At 42.1% G+C, this 17,305-nt stretch carries 18 protein-coding genes; 7 read left to right on the top strand and 11 right to left on the bottom strand.

Features of this window, described 5'->3' with window-relative positions; genetic code table 11:
* Positions 1 to 261: 261 nt before the first annotated feature.
* Both AR334_RS20335 and AR334_RS20330 read left to right on the top strand, forming a co-directional pair.
* On the top strand, positions 262 to 879 hold the full coding sequence (locus AR334_RS20335; RefSeq protein WP_066316577.1) for a DUF47 domain-containing protein: 618 nt from the start codon (positions 262 to 264) through the stop codon (positions 877 to 879).
* A gap of 11 nt (positions 880 to 890) precedes the next feature.
* Entirely contained in the window at positions 891 to 1,889 is a 999-nt protein-coding gene (locus AR334_RS20330) for an inorganic phosphate transporter (protein WP_066316571.1), read from the top strand.
* Between the two features lie 104 nt (positions 1,890 to 1,993).
* Here AR334_RS20330 and AR334_RS20325 read toward each other — a convergent pair whose 3' ends face one another.
* From AR334_RS20325 to AR334_RS20315, 3 genes are all read right to left on the bottom strand, one after another.
* Positions 1,994 to 2,164, bottom strand: coding sequence for a XapX domain-containing protein (locus AR334_RS20325; RefSeq protein ID WP_066316569.1), 171 nt, complete (start codon positions 2,162 to 2,164; stop codon positions 1,994 to 1,996).
* Positions 2,165 to 2,183: 19 nt separating this feature from the next.
* Positions 2,184 to 2,858, bottom strand: coding sequence for a deoxyribose-phosphate aldolase (gene deoC, locus AR334_RS20320; RefSeq protein WP_066316567.1), 675 nt, complete (start codon positions 2,856 to 2,858; stop codon positions 2,184 to 2,186).
* 135 nt (positions 2,859 to 2,993) lie between these two features.
* Positions 2,994 to 3,938, bottom strand: a complete 945-nt coding sequence (locus tag AR334_RS20315; protein WP_172799267.1) for a sugar-binding transcriptional regulator — start codon at positions 3,936 to 3,938, stop codon at positions 2,994 to 2,996.
* Positions 3,939 to 4,150: 212 nt separating this feature from the next.
* Here AR334_RS20315 and AR334_RS20310 point away from each other — a divergent pair, with 212 nt between their 5' ends.
* Positions 4,151 to 6,325 carry an MMPL family transporter gene (locus AR334_RS20310; RefSeq protein ID WP_066316562.1) on the top strand — a complete coding sequence of 725 codons (2,175 nt, stop codon included), beginning with the start codon at positions 4,151 to 4,153 and terminating at the stop codon, positions 6,323 to 6,325.
* Between the two features lie 77 nt (positions 6,326 to 6,402).
* Here the strand turns inward: AR334_RS20310 and AR334_RS20305 are convergent, their stop codons facing one another.
* The gene (locus AR334_RS20305) at positions 6,403 to 6,744 is read right to left on the bottom strand and encodes a cupin domain-containing protein (protein WP_066316561.1); all 342 of its coding nucleotides are present in this window, start codon (positions 6,742 to 6,744) and stop codon (positions 6,403 to 6,405) included.
* A 315-nt stretch (positions 6,745 to 7,059) separates the two neighbouring features.
* Here AR334_RS20305 and AR334_RS20300 point away from each other — a divergent pair, with 315 nt between their 5' ends.
* On the top strand, positions 7,060 to 7,914 hold the full coding sequence (locus AR334_RS20300; RefSeq protein ID WP_172799266.1) for a nuclease-related domain-containing protein: 855 nt from the start codon (positions 7,060 to 7,062) through the stop codon (positions 7,912 to 7,914).
* A gap of 723 nt (positions 7,915 to 8,637) precedes the next feature.
* Here the strand turns inward: AR334_RS20300 and AR334_RS20295 are convergent.
* The 6 genes from AR334_RS20295 to AR334_RS20270 all read right to left on the bottom strand — a co-directional run bounded on the left by AR334_RS20295 (position 8,638) and on the right by AR334_RS20270 (position 12,540).
* Positions 8,638 to 9,186, bottom strand: a complete 549-nt coding sequence (locus AR334_RS20295; RefSeq protein ID WP_066316545.1) for a 2-oxoacid:acceptor oxidoreductase family protein — start codon at positions 9,184 to 9,186, stop codon at positions 8,638 to 8,640.
* Between the two features lie 15 nt (positions 9,187 to 9,201).
* The gene (locus AR334_RS20290; RefSeq protein WP_066316540.1) at positions 9,202 to 9,957 is read right to left on the bottom strand and encodes a thiamine pyrophosphate-dependent enzyme; all 756 of its coding nucleotides are present in this window, start codon (positions 9,955 to 9,957) and stop codon (positions 9,202 to 9,204) included.
* Complete coding sequence (locus tag AR334_RS20285) at positions 9,954 to 11,018, bottom strand: 3-methyl-2-oxobutanoate dehydrogenase subunit VorB (RefSeq protein WP_066316537.1); 1,065 nt, start codon at positions 11,016 to 11,018, stop codon at positions 9,954 to 9,956. The genes AR334_RS20290 and AR334_RS20285 overlap by 4 nt, the downstream gene beginning before the upstream one ends.
* A gap of 14 nt (positions 11,019 to 11,032) precedes the next feature.
* Entirely contained in the window at positions 11,033 to 11,263 is a 231-nt protein-coding gene (locus AR334_RS20280) for a 4Fe-4S binding protein (protein WP_216638036.1), read from the bottom strand.
* Between the two features lie 5 nt (positions 11,264 to 11,268).
* The gene (locus AR334_RS20275; RefSeq protein ID WP_066316527.1) at positions 11,269 to 11,943 is read right to left on the bottom strand and encodes a hypothetical protein; all 675 of its coding nucleotides are present in this window, start codon (positions 11,941 to 11,943) and stop codon (positions 11,269 to 11,271) included.
* A 282-nt stretch (positions 11,944 to 12,225) separates the two neighbouring features.
* Entirely contained in the window at positions 12,226 to 12,540 is a 315-nt protein-coding gene (locus AR334_RS20270) for a hypothetical protein (protein WP_066316525.1), read from the bottom strand.
* A gap of 237 nt (positions 12,541 to 12,777) precedes the next feature.
* Here AR334_RS20270 and AR334_RS20265 point away from each other — a divergent pair, with 237 nt between their 5' ends.
* The gene (locus AR334_RS20265) at positions 12,778 to 13,890 is read left to right on the top strand and encodes a metallophosphoesterase (protein WP_066316522.1); all 1,113 of its coding nucleotides are present in this window, start codon (positions 12,778 to 12,780) and stop codon (positions 13,888 to 13,890) included.
* 86 nt (positions 13,891 to 13,976) lie between these two features.
* Here the strand turns inward: AR334_RS20265 and AR334_RS20260 are convergent, their stop codons facing one another.
* Entirely contained in the window at positions 13,977 to 14,987 is a 1,011-nt protein-coding gene (locus AR334_RS20260) for a DUF1646 family protein (protein WP_066316519.1), read from the bottom strand.
* Positions 14,988 to 15,275: 288 nt separating this feature from the next.
* On the opposite strand from AR334_RS20260, the gene AR334_RS20255 reads away from it, so the two are divergent.
* Positions 15,276 to 15,935: an FMN-dependent NADH-azoreductase gene (locus AR334_RS20255; protein ID WP_066316513.1), complete on the top strand. Its 660-nt coding sequence runs from the start codon at positions 15,276 to 15,278 to the stop codon at positions 15,933 to 15,935.
* A gap of 155 nt (positions 15,936 to 16,090) precedes the next feature.
* Complete coding sequence (locus AR334_RS20250) at positions 16,091 to 17,182, top strand: GGDEF domain-containing protein (protein ID WP_066316511.1); 1,092 nt, start codon at positions 16,091 to 16,093, stop codon at positions 17,180 to 17,182.
* Positions 17,183 to 17,305: the final 123 nt, after the last annotated feature.

Here is a 17,305-nt window from a genome sequence, read left to right as displayed (position 1 = left end):
CTTACCCAATTTTTAATTTTTTACTCACCGCCATGACTTTTTATGAGGAAATCTCCTGTCTATGGTTAAACCCACATACATATTCTTGGAATTGTTGGCAAAAGTAAAAAGTATTATCGTCATGGTTAATAATTAGAAAATTCAAATGTTAAGTTTTTGTAAATTTAGTTAAATTACTTTTTACATTCCGCTACCTATCATATAAAATTATTTTCGTTCATCACCAATTCTGACCTATAATATTGGAGGTTTTAATTCATTATGGCATTCAAAAAACATGACAAATTCTCGGTAATGTTACACAATATCTCCTCTAACCTTAAAGAGGGCGTCAATTTCTTTACCGAATACAAATTAAAGGAAGTCAGCGATTTAAAAATTTTTTCAGAAAGAATGAAAGAGATCGAATCAAAGGGTGATACGTTTGTTCATGAGGTGATTAAAGAGCTTAATGATGCCTTCATTACCCCGATTGAACGTGAAGACATCCTGCATCTTGCCATGACAATGGATGATGTGCTTGATGGCCTTGAAGCTACAGCTGCACTGTTTGAAATGTATTCGATTACCCAAGCGGATGAATTTATGATGCAATTTGTCAACGCCATTCAAAATAGCGTACATGAAATCGATAAATCCATAGAACTGCTATCGAATAAAAAACTTCCGCAAATCAGGGAACATGCTATCAAAATCAAAGATTACGAATCAAAATGTGATAACGTGCTTCGACAATCGATAAAAAATCTATTTAATGTAGAAAAAGATCCAATCCGTATCATTCAATATAAGGAAATATATGAAAACCTAGAAGACATTGCCGATAGCTGCCAAACTGTAGCCAACACCCTTGAAACCATCATCATGAAAAATGCGTAAGGAGTAAACAAATGGATTTAATTCTTATCCTGACAGTATTAATTGTTGTATTTGCGCTATCATTTGACTTTATCAATGGTTTTCATGATACTGCCAACTCGATTGCCACCTCCGTATCGACGAAGGCACTAAAACCTCGGCAAGCAATACTTTTGGCCGCGATTATGAACTTTGTCGGCGCTATGACATTTACGGGGGTTGCCAAAACGATTTCAAAGGATATCGTTGACCCATTCACACTTTCAAATGGGTCCGTTGTCATTCTCGCCGCACTAATCGCTGCTATTTTTTGGAATTTGCTTACATGGTATTACGGTATACCAAGCAGTTCATCACATGCTCTAATTGGCTCAATTGCCGGGGCTGCACTCGCGGCAGAAGGAGTAAACGCGCTAAACTACAGCGGTTTTATTAAAATTCTTGAAGCTCTTCTACTTTCGCCAGTCTTGGCTTTTGTGGTTGGATACATTATCTATAGTATCTTTAAGGTAGTGTTCAAAAACTTTAACTTAACAAAAACAAATCGGAATTTTAGATACCTACAAGTCGCTACTGCGGCATTGCAATCATTTTCCCACGGAACAAATGATGCCCAAAAAGCGATGGGAATCATTACGATGGCTCTAATTGCCAATGGATATCAAAGCGGAGATGATGTTCAAACTTGGGTTCAAATCTCCTGTGCTACTGCAATGGGGCTCGGCACTTCCGTTGGCGGATGGAAAATCATTAAAACTGTTGGCGGAAAGATCATGAAAATCAGACCAATTAATGGAGTTGCAGCCGATTTAACCGGCGCCGCCGTTATATTTGGGGCAAGCTATATCCATGTACCTGTCAGTACAACCCATGTTATTTCTTCGGGTATCCTTGGTGTAGGGGCATCCCACCGTATTAAAGGCGTAAAATGGGACACAGCACAACGTATGCTTGTTACCTGGGTCATTACCCTGCCAATCACTGCACTAATTGCTGGAATTTCTTATTTCATACTTAATTTATTCTTTTAATCAAAACCCAGGAGCTTTTTAAGCCCCTGGGTTTTTTACCTTATGATGCAACTAAAAAAGAGGCTTTCCACTTATATTGCGGAAAAGCCTCTTTTTGCAGCTTGTTATTGTTGAACCATCTTCATAATCCAGTCAAGTAGTACGCCTCCAAAGTAAACCCCAAATACACCCATCACCGCTGAAAATACCGGCGGCGCAGGTAATGGAAGCTTTAAGAACCTAAATACCATTCCAACAACTAAACCTGCTACAAGAGCTAATAGTACCTCTTTCATGTCAATCCCTCACCATTACTTAGTAATTGCTGCTGGAAATTTCACCTTTGCTGATTGCAACACCTGAGCTTGCTCCAATTCGAGTTGCACCGGCCTCAATCATCGCAAGCGCATCCTCACGGCTTCTGACTCCGCCAGATGCCTTTACGCCAATTTCCGGCCCTACTGTATCACGCATTAAACGAATATCTTCCACAGTTGCCCCACCAGTTGAGAAGCCGGTTGATGTCTTAACGAAATCTGCACCTGCTTTTACTGAAAGCTCACATGCGCGTTTCTTTTCTTCATCTGTCAACAGTGAAGTTTCAATGATTACCTTTACAATCGCCTTTCCTGTTGCTGCATCTACGACAGCCTTGATGTCCTGTTCCACAAGGTCGTCTTGTTTATCCTTCAAAGCACCAACGTTAATGACCATATCAATTTCTGTGGCGCCATTTTCAATAGCATTCTTTGTTTCAAATGCTTTGGTCTCGGAAGTTGTTGCCCCGAGTGGGAAACCGATAACCGTACAAACCTTGACATCCGGCGAATCTTTAAGTAACTCTGCGGCTGTCTTAACCCATGTCGGGTTTACACAAACAGAAGCGAAGGAATACTCTTTTGCTTCCTCGGCTAGTTTTATGATTTGCTCTTTTGTTGCATCTGCTTTTAACAATGTATGGTCGATCATTTTCGCAATATTTTGGCTCATGTTTAATTACCCCCCATTTTTTATGGTTACCGTTAGTTTAACCAAAATAACTATATCAAAGCATGTGAACATTTGTAAATTAGGAAATGAACATATGTTAATTTTTATTTTGTGCTGGACACAAAAATGCCTATTTTATTCCTTTTTACTCAACAGGAATTTCGCTGTAAAGTGGTCGGTGATCAATACATTGGCAAAGCCGCCCTTTAGCGCCCCGTATATCCCATCAATTTTATTTGGACCGCCGGCCACCAAAATGGAAAATTCCTTGTTTTTTAAATCATTCAAGTTCACCCCCAGCGTTCTTTCATTTAGGCTTTCATTGCAAATTCTTCCCTCTTTATCAAAAAACCGGGAACAAATATCGCCAACTGCTTTCCCTTCGAGCGATTGGATGTCACTTTCTGTAAAATAACCCAATTGAAATAATAACGAGTCGGTTTTCACTGGGCCAATTGTAAATAAAGCAATATTTGCCTGCTTCCCAAGCTCCAATATTCTTCTGATATGGCGGTCGGCCTCCATTGCCTGTTTCACCACCACATGGTCAACAATGGCCGGGAGTGGCAGATTGTGAGGAGCAGTATTAAAGGCCTTTCCAAACAAATACAGTATTTCAGATGCATAAGTATTCGTCTCTGAATGGCTTACTCCGCCTTTTAATTGCACAACCTTCACGTCTTTTACAAATTTCTGCTTTAACTCAATGGCAACATGGTAAAGCGTAGTCCCCCAAGTCACCCCGATAATATCTTCATCCTTGACAATTTCATCGAGGAATCCCGCTGCCTTTTCCCCTAGATAATTTTTAATAATATGGTTTTCATATTGCGGAATCGAGGCGACAATCACCTTTTTTAAGTTGAACTTATGCTCAAGCTCGCTTGCCAGGTTTTCCACATTTTCAGTTGGGTCCGTAATAGTAATTTGGACAATCCCTTCGCTTTTTGCCTGCTGCAATAATCGTGATACAGTTGGCCTGGATACACCTAGTATATTGGCGATCTCATGCTGATTATAGTCCAGTAGATAGTATAATTTGGCCGCTTCAATGACCTTATTTAATTTTTCCTGATCCAATGCCATCACCTGAATTTCTTTTAATTGCCTTTATTATAACATTTGTAAAAAACACGGTGAACATTATTTCAAAATGCATCATCAATCTCCATAAGGGGAAATCTTTATAAAAGTTTGTTTTTAAAAGGGACACAAAATAGTCAAAAGTTATGATTCCATTCTTCTGTATACTTAACATGGATAAAAAGTTTCCAGAATTGGGGGGCGATGGGATGGAAAAATTGGGAATACACATAAGTAGGTACTACAAATGGGTACTGATTGTTTGGGTTTTGGCCATTATCATGTTTGGATTTTTCGCCATTAAACTGCCCACTGTATTAAGCGGCAACGGTTTCGAATTCAACGGAGAATATAATCAAACAAGGAAAATCCTCGAGGACAAATTCGGCCAAGCAAAATCGTCGATTATCCTCGTTTTTGAAAAAGAAACGTCTATCAGTAATGAGAAATTTATTGATTTTATCGACGGCACTTTTAAAAGGCTTAAGAATTTTGATGACGCCAAGCAGGTTATCACACCCTTTGACCGTGAAGGGATGATCAAAGGAAATTATGCCTATGGACTGCTGACCTTTGATAAAAAGTCAGAAAACCTTGGGAATGAAATAAGTGATTTGGGAGGGTTGCTAGAAAATGATAAAGGCCTGAAGGTGACAATGACTGGCGAACCGGTGATCGTTAAAGATTTAAATACCGCCAGCCAGAAGGATTTGGCCAAGGCTGAGATGATTGGGCTGCCGATTGCCCTGTTGGTACTAATTCTTGCCTTCGGTGGTCTTGTCGCTGCTTCGCTCCCGCTTATTATCGGTGTTGTGTCAATTTTAGCGACAATGGGAGTTGTTTATTTCTTCAGCTATAGTGCTGATTTAACCATTTTCATCTTAAATATCGTCCCGATGATTGGCCTAGCGCTGAGTATCGACTTCGCATTGCTGTTTATCAATCGGTATAAGGAAGAACTGAGAAGTAAATCGATTGAGGAGGCAATCGGGATTTCTGTTGCCACGGCAGGGCGCTCGATTATTTTTTCCGGACTTTGTGTATTTATTGGGTTATCTGGGCTATGGTTTATCCAAATTGATATATTTCAAAATGTCGCCCTCGGCGGGATGACAGTCGTGTTGGTCTCTGTCCTCTGTGCCTTAACCTTTCTTCCGGCTTTTCTAACATTCTTGGGGCCACGAATCAATAAGTTTAGCGTTGTACGGATATCAGACAAAGGGACCAGCGCTTGGCATGCTTTCGCTAGGTTTGTCATGAAGCGGCCAGTGCTAATGGCAGTTTTGGCGTTGGCAATTTTGCTGGCGGGACTGGTGCCTGTCCGGGAAATGACGTTAACCATCCCGGGCACAGATTCACTTCCTTCTGAATATCCTTCCCGGGTCGCCATGGAAAAGTTTCAAGATCATTTTTTTGAAAAAGAAAAACGCAATGACAAAAAGGTATCGATCATTCTGGAAACAAACGGAGATGTGTTGGACAAAGCCAATCTTGAAAAAATAAATCGGGTAATTGAACGGCTCGAGAAGGACTCGCTTGTTTACTCTGTGGACTCGGTGTTTTCGGCATTAGGTGTTAGAGATCTAGACCAGTTTGCGCAACTGCTGAGCTTCGGCGATAAAGCCCAGCTTACTCCTTTGTTGGGTCACTTTGTCCAAGAAGACAAAATGCTTGTTGAGGTGTATCTAAAAACAGGCGGCCACACTGCCAAGGCACGGGACTGGGTTAGGAAGTGGTCGGAGAAGGATTTGGGTGTGAATGCCTCCTTTGGCGGCTCGATTAAATTTGAGCAGGAAATTTTTGATGAAATCATTGACAAGGCTCCCTATGGTTTGCTGTTAATTATGATTTCAACACTGGTGATTCTGATGGCTGCATTTCGTTCGATACTAATTCCATTGAAGGCTATTTTGATGAACGCCTTAAGTCTTGGCTGCACATTTGGGATCGTCGTGTGGATTTTCCAGGAAGGTCATTTGGGCATGGAACCGGTTAATATCGGATTGATTCTGCCAGTGTTTGTATTTACCTTGGTGTTTGGGCTGTCGATGGATTACGAAGTGTTTCTCATCTCGCGGATTCAGGAGTTTTATTTGCAGACAGGCAATAACACAGAAGCAACCATTTCCGGATTAACCTACACAAGTAAAATCATTACCTCGGCAGCAGCGATTATGATTGTCGTAACAGGGGCCTTCGCTTTTACCGGGGTCATGCCAATTAAGCAATTGGGCGTCGGCATTGCCATTGCTATTTTTATCGATGCCACGATTGTGCGGATGGTGTTGGTCCCTTCATTAATGAAGCTGCTCGGAGACTGGAACTGGTGGTTTTTTGGACTTAAAAACAAACATGCAAGTGGGCATAGTAAAAAGCCAGCCTGAGGTTTTGGGCTAAAAAAAATAAACATGCTGCTGAGCATTGAAAAAAGCCAGCCTGAATGGGCTGGCTTTTTGTCAGATTAAATGTTTTTTGCATAGTTCTCGTTTGGAATTTTGCTTAAGATTACATATAAGCTGACCGGCTCAGATCCGCTATTTTTGAACGACATTTCTTCTTCGCTGTCAACATGAATAAGGTCTGCTTCGGTAACTTCCGTATCCTTTCCGTTGATGACGATCGTCCCAGTACCGGTGATTACATACAAGTATGTTTCCGTACCCGGGTGTTTATGTGTCGGCAGTGCCTGTCCCGGCAAGAAGTTTAAAACGAATGCGGTCGTTTCGCCCTTTTTGTAAATGATTCTCTTTGTGAATTTCTCCTCGCTGTATTCCATATAGGCTTTGACAGAATTTTTTTCCATTGTTTATGCCTCCTTTTGGTTCCTATTTCTATTATAATTGATAATAATTTTCAATTAAGTGAACCAGGTCACTTCTTTTAAAATGTCACGATTTGTGCATTATATAGCCTTGGTCGCTACAGGTATTGAAATGTTAACAAAGAGTTCATACATTTTGTCGGAGAAATCGGAAAATTTTTATAAAATAAAAGTGTCGATTTATGCAATTTTTTGTAGCAGTTTCCAGTTCAATGCGACGCTAATAATATTTTAGGATGGTGGATTATGATTAAGAAACCGCGGTCAGTGCCAAAAGAATTAATGATGTCGAGGTCGTTGAATGCACGGATGGGCCTTTTAGGAGATGAAAAGTGGAGATTGGAAAAGGGCTTTGCTGGAGAGGTCAAGTTTGATTCATTGACAGATGAACTGCTGCATAATAAATGCTGGATTATAAATGGCTTGTGGCTTAAGTCTGGGGATAGTGCATTTCAAATTGATAAAGTGATGATTTTTCAGAAAAAGATTTACCTTACTGATGTTAAAAATTATGAAGGCGACTACCACTATGATGCTGAAGGGCGGATTAAAAAAGGGGATACATTTATACGAGACCCACTGAATCAATTACAACGTGCCGAGACTTTGTTCCGCCAAATACTTCAGCAATCTGGATTTAATTTTATTATTGAATCTTATTTGGTATATATCAACCCCGAGTTTACCTTATACAATGCTCCTCCTAATCATTCTGTCATACTCCCGACACAAGTGAATAAATTTTTGAAAAAGTTAAATACGGAGTACTCAAAGCTGAACGAAGGCCATGAGAAGCTTGCAGAACTTTTGGTGTCATTGGATTTGGGTGACTCGCCTTATTCTACATATCCTCAGTATAGTTACGAAGGACTTCGAAAGGGTATCATAAATTGTTTTTCCTGTTATGGGCAATCGACTTATGTAAAGGGCAATAAGTTAGAGTGTAGGTTGTGTGGGGCCAAGGAATCGCTGGATGCTGCTGTGTTGCGGGGTGTGCAGGAATTGAAGATGCTTTTCCCAGAGATGAAGATTACAACGAATTTGGTCTTTGAGTGGTGTGGGGGGATTTTTCCTAAAAAAATGATTAGAAGGATATTAAAAACTCATTTTAAAGCGATAGGTAAAGGGAAATATTGTTATTATGAGAATTGAGTTATTGTAGGTTACCCTATATTCACCCCGAAATTATAGATTAACACTCCATGGTCACTATGAGCCTTTCATAGTGACCGGAGACGAATTTTTTCTCCTCTTCAGTCACTATAAACCCTTCTTAGTTACCCGCTACTGTTTTTTCTCTGTTTCTCGGGTCACTATAAACTCTTCTTAGTTACCCGCTGCTGTTTTTTCTCTGATTCCCGGTCACTATAAACCCTTCTTAGTTACCCACTACTGTTTTTTCTCCGATTACCGGTCACTATAAGCTCTTCATAGTTACCCACTTCCGGTTTTCCTCCGCTTCTCGGTCTCTATAAACCCTTCTTAGTTACCCACTTCCAGTTTTCCTCCGCTTCTCAGTCACTATAAACCCTTCTTAGTTACCCGCTACTGTTTTTTCTCCGACTACCGGTCACTATAAGCTCTTCATAGTTACCCACTTCCGGTTTTCCTCCGCTTCTCGGTCTCTATAAACCCTTCTTAGTTACCCACTTCCAATTTTTCCACCGCTTCTCAGTCACTATAAACCCTTCTTAGTTACCCGCTACTATTTTTTCTCCGACTACCAGTCACTATAAGCTCTTCATAGTTACCCACATCCGGTTTTCCTCCGCTTCTGGTCTATCTTCACCCTTCGGACACTATGGAAGTACCAATGTAAATGAAAACCAAAAACCAGCCGTATAACCCAACCGGCTGGTCCCAAAAAATCAAATCTCAAGCTACCCCCGCTCCCACCAGAGCAGTTCCCTTTTGCAGTGCCAATTTATTGACCTCGATTAAATGTAACTTTTCTTCCCCAAGTACTTTCTTCAATGATTCAAGAATCGCAGCCTCCGTGACAATCTTAGATAATTCAAGGAATGCCCCTAACAAAATCATGTTGGCCACCCGGGAATTTCCCAGATCATTGGCTAAGTCCGTTGCCGGCAGCTCGACAATCCTAATGTCCGTTCGCTCGGAAACCTTCATTACCAAGGAAGAATTCACAAGCAACAGCCCGCCGGGACGGACGAGCGGTTCAAATTTATCAAACGAAGGGTTGTTCAGGACAATCGCTGTTGTTGGCTTGGTCACTACCGGTGAGCCCACCGGCTCATCGCTTACCACTACAGCGCAGTTTGCGGTCCCGCCTCGCTGTTCCGGTCCATAAGACGGCAGCCAGGAGACACCTTTTCCCTCTATCATTCCAGCATAAGCAATCAGCTGTCCCATTGACATGACACCCTGACCCCCAAAGCCGGCAATTATCATTTCCTCGAGCATCGTATAATCCCTCCTTTATTTCCCGCCATCAGCCTTATTTTTATAAACCCCAAGCGGATAAACCGGAACCATTTGCTCCTTTACCCATTCTAATGATTCAGCAGGGTCGAGCCCCCAGTTGGTCGGGCAAGTCGACAGGATCTCAATCATTGAAAAACCCAACCCTTTTTTCTGCGTTTCAAATGCCCGGCGAATTGCCTTTTTGGCCTTCCCAATATGCGGGACATCATGAGTCGAAACCCGCTCGATATAGGCCGCACCATCGAGGGTTGCAATCATTTCACAAACATTAATGGGCGAGCCTTGAACTCTAGCATCGCGGCCAAACGGGGTCGTCGCCGTTTTCTGGCCAATCAGCGTCGTCGGCGCCATCTGCCCCCCGGTCATGCCATAAATCGCATTATTTACAAAAATAACGGTAATATTTTCCCCTCTGGCCGCGGCATGAATGACCTCGCTGATGCCGATTGAGGCAAGATCGCCATCCCCCTGGTAGGTAAACACAAAGCGGTCAGGCAGCACCCTCTTCACGCCGGTTGCCACAGCAGGTGCCCGTCCGTGGGCCGCCTGCGTCATATCACAGTTAAAATATTCATAGGAAAGCACGGAACAGCCTACCGAGGCCACGCCAACCGTGTCTTCAAGAATGCCCATCTCCTCGAGAACCTCGGCCACCAAGCGGTGAATCACGCCATGTGTGCACCCAGGACAGTAATGAGTAGGCTTATCTGTTAACCCGGTTGTTTTTGTAAAAACGGTCTTCATTGTCATACCGAAACACCTCCGGCAACTGTCATGATTTTTTCAAAAATTTCATCCTGGGTTGGGACGACGCCTCCGGTTCGACCGAAGAAATCTACCGGCGCATGACCATTGACCGCTAGCCTGACATCCTCAACCATCTGCCCTGCGCTCATTTCAATTGAAATATAGGCCTTCACCTGGTCGCGTGTTTCAAAAAATGGCCTTTCCGGGAATGGCCATAACGAAATCGGCCGAATCAAGCCGACCTTCACACCTGCTTCCCTCGCTCGGTTCACCGCATTCATCGTAATCCTTGCCACTGTCCCAAAAGCAACCATTATATAATCCGCATCTTCAACCATAAACGTTTCATAGCGGACTTCATTTTCCTTCATCAACGCAAACTTTCGTTGCAAATTCCAGTTGCGCCGCTCCAACGATACCGCGTCAAGGTCCAAAGAGCTAATCGTCTTCGGTCCGCCGTCGCCGCGGGTTCCAGTTGTCGCCCAGTCCTTCTCGTACTCCCTGACCACGGAACGCTCACCAAACTCAACCGGCTCCATCATTTGTCCAAGCATGCCGTCGCCAAGCAGAATGACAGGTGTCCGATACTTGTCAGCGATATCAAAAGCCTCCTGAGTCAAATCAACAATTTCCTGAAGGCTGGCCGGTGCCAACACCGGGATATTGTAATCTCCGTGCCCGCCGCCCTTTGTTACCTGAAAATAATCTGATTGCGCGGGTTGGATATTCCCTAATCCAGGACCGCCACGTGCTATATTAACGACTACTGCAGGAAGCTCTGAACCTACTAAATAAGAAATCCCCTCTTGCTTTAAACTAAATCCCGGGCTCGACGAAGATGTCATGACCCTGAAGCCAGCACTTGCAGCCCCATACACCATATTGATGGCTGCAATTTCGCTTTCGGCCTGCAGGAATAAACCGCCCACCTCTGGGAGCCTTCTGGCCATGTAGGCGACAAGCTCGCTTTGCGGCGTTATTGGATAGCCAAAGAAATATTTACAGCCAGCATGAACTGCCGCCTCAGCAATCACTTCATTTCCTTTCATCAACACTTTCCCCATAAAAATCACTTCCCTTACACAGTTTGCAGAACCTTCACAGGCCGGTACACAGAGATGACACTATCCGGACATACCTGGGCACACTTGGCACAGCTGATGCAATGCTCCTGGTCAACCACGTTCGCCGGGCAGTAGCCTTTTCCGTTTAAATAGTCTGCCAGAAAAATAACATTCGTTGGACAAACCTGGACACAAAGTCCGCACGATTTGCAAATATCTTCATTAAAAACAACCCGTTTTTCCACGGAACTCACCCTTCCCAAGGTAGTTTCATAAACCGATCGATAAAGACAACTTCATAATCTTTGGCAAAATCCTTAGCTTGATTTTTTAAATGTTTGGAAATGGTTGTATATAAAAAAGGGACATTGAGGTTTTCGGCCAGCCTCCTACTTAACTTCAAACCTTTTAAAATATCATCCACCGTTGTTTCCAAACCGATATTTGAATTGTTAATTACACCTGTCACTTTCAGGCGGGAGGCTTTTTCAATTTGTGCCACAGTGTGTAACGCCCCCTCGAGAGTACTGACATATGGCCGATTAGCATTCAGGACAAACCAAACTTTAGGACACAAATCCTTCCATTCATGATAATATTGTCCAAGTGCAGTCGCACCGTCCTTGTCACCCCCTGCATCTATGATCAGGCGATAGCGCGGGTCATGGAGCACACGATAAATTTCACCAGAAACAATCGGAAGGTCAGATGTCGCCAACCGGCTTTGCGGGGCAATTAATTCCACATCATGTGCTTGAAAAATGGCGGCGGCATCACGCGACCGATAATACGGATTGATGATGTCCAAATCGTTGATTGCTACCTTATCGTGCTTTACCCGTTCGGATAAAGCATGATTAATCGCTAGTTCTGTTTTGCCGCTGCCGAAGTGACCCGTAAAAATGACAACTCTATTGGAATCCAACTGGGACACTCACTCCCTTCACATTTACTGTAAGCGTTTACAAACAAAAACTCCAAAATAACCATTATTTTCTTTAAGGTTATTATAAAATACTGCCGCACTGTCTGCGTTGACTTAAGTCACACCCAGAACCTGCAGTTAAAAAGAAAGAAGCTCCGAAGAACTTCTTTATCCCACCTTAACGGTCAGTAAATCCTGGGGACAACTGCCCGTTTAGGTCCGATTGGTTCAACTAACCATCAGTGGGTGATGAAAATACCCCCCACTGATGGAAGTTTCACTTTACGACATAAATGAAATAATCACCTTTTGCGGCAGCTCAGTCACTTGATTGCTTTTTAATCTTTCGCAGGATGGCATCTCAAAGGAAAAGTCTTCTACTTTTTTAGGAATAACTCCTTTTTGCTGCAACTCTTTAAATACTATTTCCATTGCTTCGTCAGTAGAAATTTTTTCTTCGGACCCTTCCATTTGGAAGCATTCAACACAGGTTTCGATAATATTCTCTTCGATTTGTTCTTGGGCGAACACTAATTTTGCACCGGCAATAGCTTCAACTTCCTGATTTTCTAATTCAATAATAGTTGTAATATTCATGCCCAAATTCTCCTTCATTTTTACTACCATCATTATATAAAATTAATCCATTTATTAAGAATGAAAACTAGTTTTTTCACGATTTATTCATATGTTTTTGACAAATTTCTGTCCATTTGCAGCTTTTCAAAAATTAATGACACGAAAATAAAAATCCCCCTTTTTTTAGTTAATAATTGCCATAAAACAACAAATACTATTGGCACCTATACCACGAAAGCTTGAGGAGGTTTACCCGTGTATAAAAAAACCATCCTAGTCTGTTTGCTCCTTATTCTGTTCGTTTGGCATTCTCCAAATTCTTATTTTATTGCCAAAGTTGCCGCCGCCCACCCTATCATAGAGTTGCGGCTTTTGGAAACAACTGATTTGCATGCAGATTTAATCAATTATGATTATTATCTATCAAGGGAAAATAACCGAATTGGCCTTGTAAAAACGGCGACGCTCATTCGGAAGGCACGAAAGGAAGTCAAGAATTCGTTGTTGTTTGATGTAGGTGATCACCTGAAGGGAAATCCACTAGGGGAATACTTAGCAAGAATCAGAGGGATTCATAAAGGGAAGATTCACCCCGTTTACCGCGCTTTTAATCACTTAAACTATGATGCGATTGCGATTGGCAACCATGAATTTAATTATGGATTGAAATTTTTAAATGCCGCATTAAGAGGCGCGAACATGCCGGTGATTAATGCCAATGTGATTACACTAAAGACAAATACCCCTTATTTTAAACCATATGTGATTTTAAAAAGGAAATTTACGGACTTAAATGGAGATGCCCATGAATTGAAAATAGGAGTAATCGGGCTGATGCCGCCGCAAATCATGAAATGGGATAAAACAAATCTGGAAGGAAGAGTGTTTCCAAAGCCGATTGTGGATGCAGCCAATGAATATGTCCCGATCATGATGGCCGAGGGCGCGGATATCATCATTGCCCTAGCCCATACCGGCATCAGCGCGGAAGCCTATTCTCCCGATACCGAAAACGCGGTCTACTATTTGACAAAAATTCCGGGGATCGATGCCATCCTTGCCGGGCATTCCCACAGCATTTTTCCCGGACCGGCTTATCAAAAACTGCCGAATACGAACTTGGAAACCGGAGAAATAAGAGGCAAGCCCGTTGTCATGGCTGGGGCATTTGGCAGTCATCTCGGCATCATTGATTTGAAAATCAAACAAATGGCTGGAAAATGGAAGGTGGTAAACGGGATTTCCCACGTTCGCCCGATTGCCGATGATAATGGAAATTCCCTTGTAAAAACAGATAAGCTACTATTTCAGTTGTTAACGCCTGAACACCAGGAAACCGTAAACACAATTAGAAAATTAGGGTTCTGATAAGGTGAAGTAATTAATGAGGGGTATTGTCCGGCTTCCGCTAAGAATGCGTTGCTAAAGCCGGACAATAGACTTAAACTTCCGATTTACATAACGAGCAAGATAATAAAGTAGGCTGCCATCGTTATCAACCCAACCGGCAATCCGAACCGGGCCCACTCTTTGCTAGTAATATTCAGCTTTCCAGCTGCAATAATATTTGGGATATTCCCTGGAATTAACATCCCCCCGCTGATAATCAGACCGAGCAAGACGGCTTGTATCGTTTCGGAATCCATGGCCGGGCTAATTTCTGCCGCGGCAAGGGTAGCATTATCCAAAATAGCCGAAATCATATTAATCCAATACAGCAAAGCCGGTGGAAGCCCGATTATGTATTCATTGATTAACGGCTCAAATCCATGGCCGAGGAAGGTTAGTCCCATGACAAATAAATAGATTTTTACCGACCGAATCAATATTTCTTTGTAGCTTTCGGTCTTTTGTTCAGACTCTAATCCACAGGAAGATTCCACTGGCTTGACCAAAAAAATCGTTAGTAAACCAAAAATGATAACGGCTGGAATGACCTCAGGACCAATCAAGCGAAATAAATAGAAAAAATCTTCATCTAGTTTACTGATTGTAATCGTAGATAAAGGCTCGCCAATCGGTGTTAACACCGCCCCAAGACCAATGGAAAAACAGGCCAATACGGTTAAGCGGACCTCTGCTTTACGATCAAGCGGAAGCACATTGATAATAATAACCAGAACAATAGCAGCAATAATCGCAGTAATAATACTGGAAACCAGACCTAAAATGATGACGGTCAACGCTAAAAAAATCGGCATGGACATTTTTTTAATCAGGAATAGGATGGATTTTTCCAGCGGAACTTGAAGCCATTTACATAACAGGCCGGCAATTAGGACGGCTAGGGTAATGTTGATTGGGTCCACAAGGGCCTTTTCAACTAAATGCAGACTCATCATCCCGCTAATGGAAGCCGCAGCAATCCCCATGATAAATAGGAAAACCTCCAAATTGTGCTCAACCTGTTTTACAAAAAAGGGTAAAAACAACACCAAAAGTAAAATAATGACTAAACCAATCATTTCTCCAAACCCTTCTATTAGATATATTTAAACATAACCCCATTATAATATCTTTTTAAAAAGTTTGACAATTAAAAATGGCTGCTATCTAAGTTCCTGCCATATTTTATTGCACTCTAATCAAAGCGCAATATTTAATTAGCAGCAAATATTTCATTTCTATCAATTAAATCGTTCCAATTTGACACTCAATGTTCAAAAACTTCACCTTTTGTTCAATTCTGAGCAAAGAATATTTCCCTATAATAGAGGTAATGAAATGATTTTAACAAGATGGGTTGTGTTACAGTGGAAAAATTACTTTATATTACGGCAAATCCAAAAGGGCTTGAGAAATCAAAGGGCTTGAAAATTGGCGAAGCTTTTCTTGAAGCTTTTCATGAAGAACGCCCCGATGCAGAGATAAAGAAAATCGATTTATTTGCGTTGGATTTTGTCCAAATGGACCGGGACTTGGTATTTGCCCGCGGCAAGCTGGCAGGATATGGCTATACATTGGACCAGCTGTCAGATGCTGAACGGGAAAAAATTCTGAAAATGCACGAGCTTGCAGATGAATTTATCAGCTACGACTACTATGTATTTGTTTCGCCAATGTGGAATTTAAACTCTCCTGCCGTATTAAAAGCATACATCGATACCCTATTTATTGCCGGTAAAACATTTGTCCACACCGCAAACGGGCCTAAGGGGCTGCTAACCGGAAAACGCGCGATCCATATCCAGACGAGAGGCGGGCAATATACTGGCACCCCGATGCAGGAAATGGAGTCTGGAGATCGTTATTTAAGAATAGCAATGAACTTCCTTGGTATTGAAATGATGGATACAGTCATTGCCGAGGGCTTGGATTTAAATCCTAGAAAAGCCCCTGAAATTGTTGAGGCCGCGAAGGAAAGGGCCATTTTGTCTGCAAAGGAAATGGCCAAAACCCCCCTTCCTGTTTAAGATTCTCTTCATTCAAAAAGCTTCCCTATAGATGTGGGAAGCTTTTTATTTTTCCAACAAATTTTGTCGATATTTGTAAAAATGATAGTATAATCAGAGGTGAACTAACTTTTACGGGAAATTATCCCATTATCCATAGCTAGGAGATTACATTAATGTTCAAGGATTTTATCTCGAATGCCTCCATTTTGATTACTTCATTTTTTATCATGGGGCAGATATTTAAAAGTAAGCCATTACGGCCCACCTCCCCTATTTCGACTAAATTCTACTGGGGACTGGCTTATGGGGTACTTGGCAACATTCTGATGCTATATAGCATTAAGCTTAGCGCGACCACCATTGCCGACCTTCGCCATTTGGCGATTGTATTAGCGGCAGCTTTTGGGGGTTTTATTCCGGCAATTATCGCTTCCGTACTTATTGCACTCGGGAGAATTGTATTTTTTGATATTACCAGCGCCGCAATCGATGCATCAATCGGAATGATAGCAATAGGTGTCATATCAGGGGCGATTTCAAAGCTTCATTACAACCACACTGCCAAAGCCTTCACGATGAACCTTGGCGGCCTGTTCATCGTAACCATCGTGCTCGCGATTAACGTTGATAACCCGGTTGTGCTAAAAAACATTTTAATTACGCATTACGTGATCTCATTAATCGGAGGTTTTATCGCGTACCATACCTCGATGTATATTGACAAGTCCAACAATGCCATCCGGGAGTTAAGTCATCTATCCTACCGTGATGGTTTAACCGGTATTTTCAATAGAAGATTTTTTGACATTACGATTGAAAAAGAATGGGCAAATTGCTTAGTGAAGCATTCGCCGCTAACCTTGATTATGTTTGATTTAGATTACTTCAAAAATTATAATGACACCTATGGCCATCTAGCCGGGGACTCCTGTTTGCAAACCATCACTCGGGAAATAAACAGCCTCATTTCTCCAGAATCAGGCTATACATTCTGCCGATACGGCGGTGAAGAATTTTCTATAATCATGCCCTTTGCAACCCAGGAGGATGGGGAAAAGTTTGCCGGGTCCCTCAAAAAAGCGGTTCAGTCCTTGGAAATTCATCACAGCAGCTCGAAAATTGCCGATATCGTAACCTTAAGTATTGGTATTGCCGGCATGGTCCCCAATCCATCGGGCAAGCCGCAGGAGTTAATTCAAAAGGCTGATTCGGCATTATATACTTCTAAAACAAATGGCAGGAACACAATTGCTGCCTATCACTAGGATAAAAAGGGCGCTTGGGAACTTCTCCAGTCGCCCTATTTATTTGGCGAATTTTAGTATTTTCAGGGACATAATGATAATTATTGTTGTAACTTGCGGAAATTCACTGTAAAATTTTCCTAT

The organism is Bacillus sp. FJAT-29814 (assembly GCF_001510715.1).
Lineage (GTDB): Bacteria > Bacillota > Bacilli > Bacillales > Cytobacillaceae > Neobacillus.
This window is presented reverse-complemented; position numbering and strand designations above follow the sequence as displayed.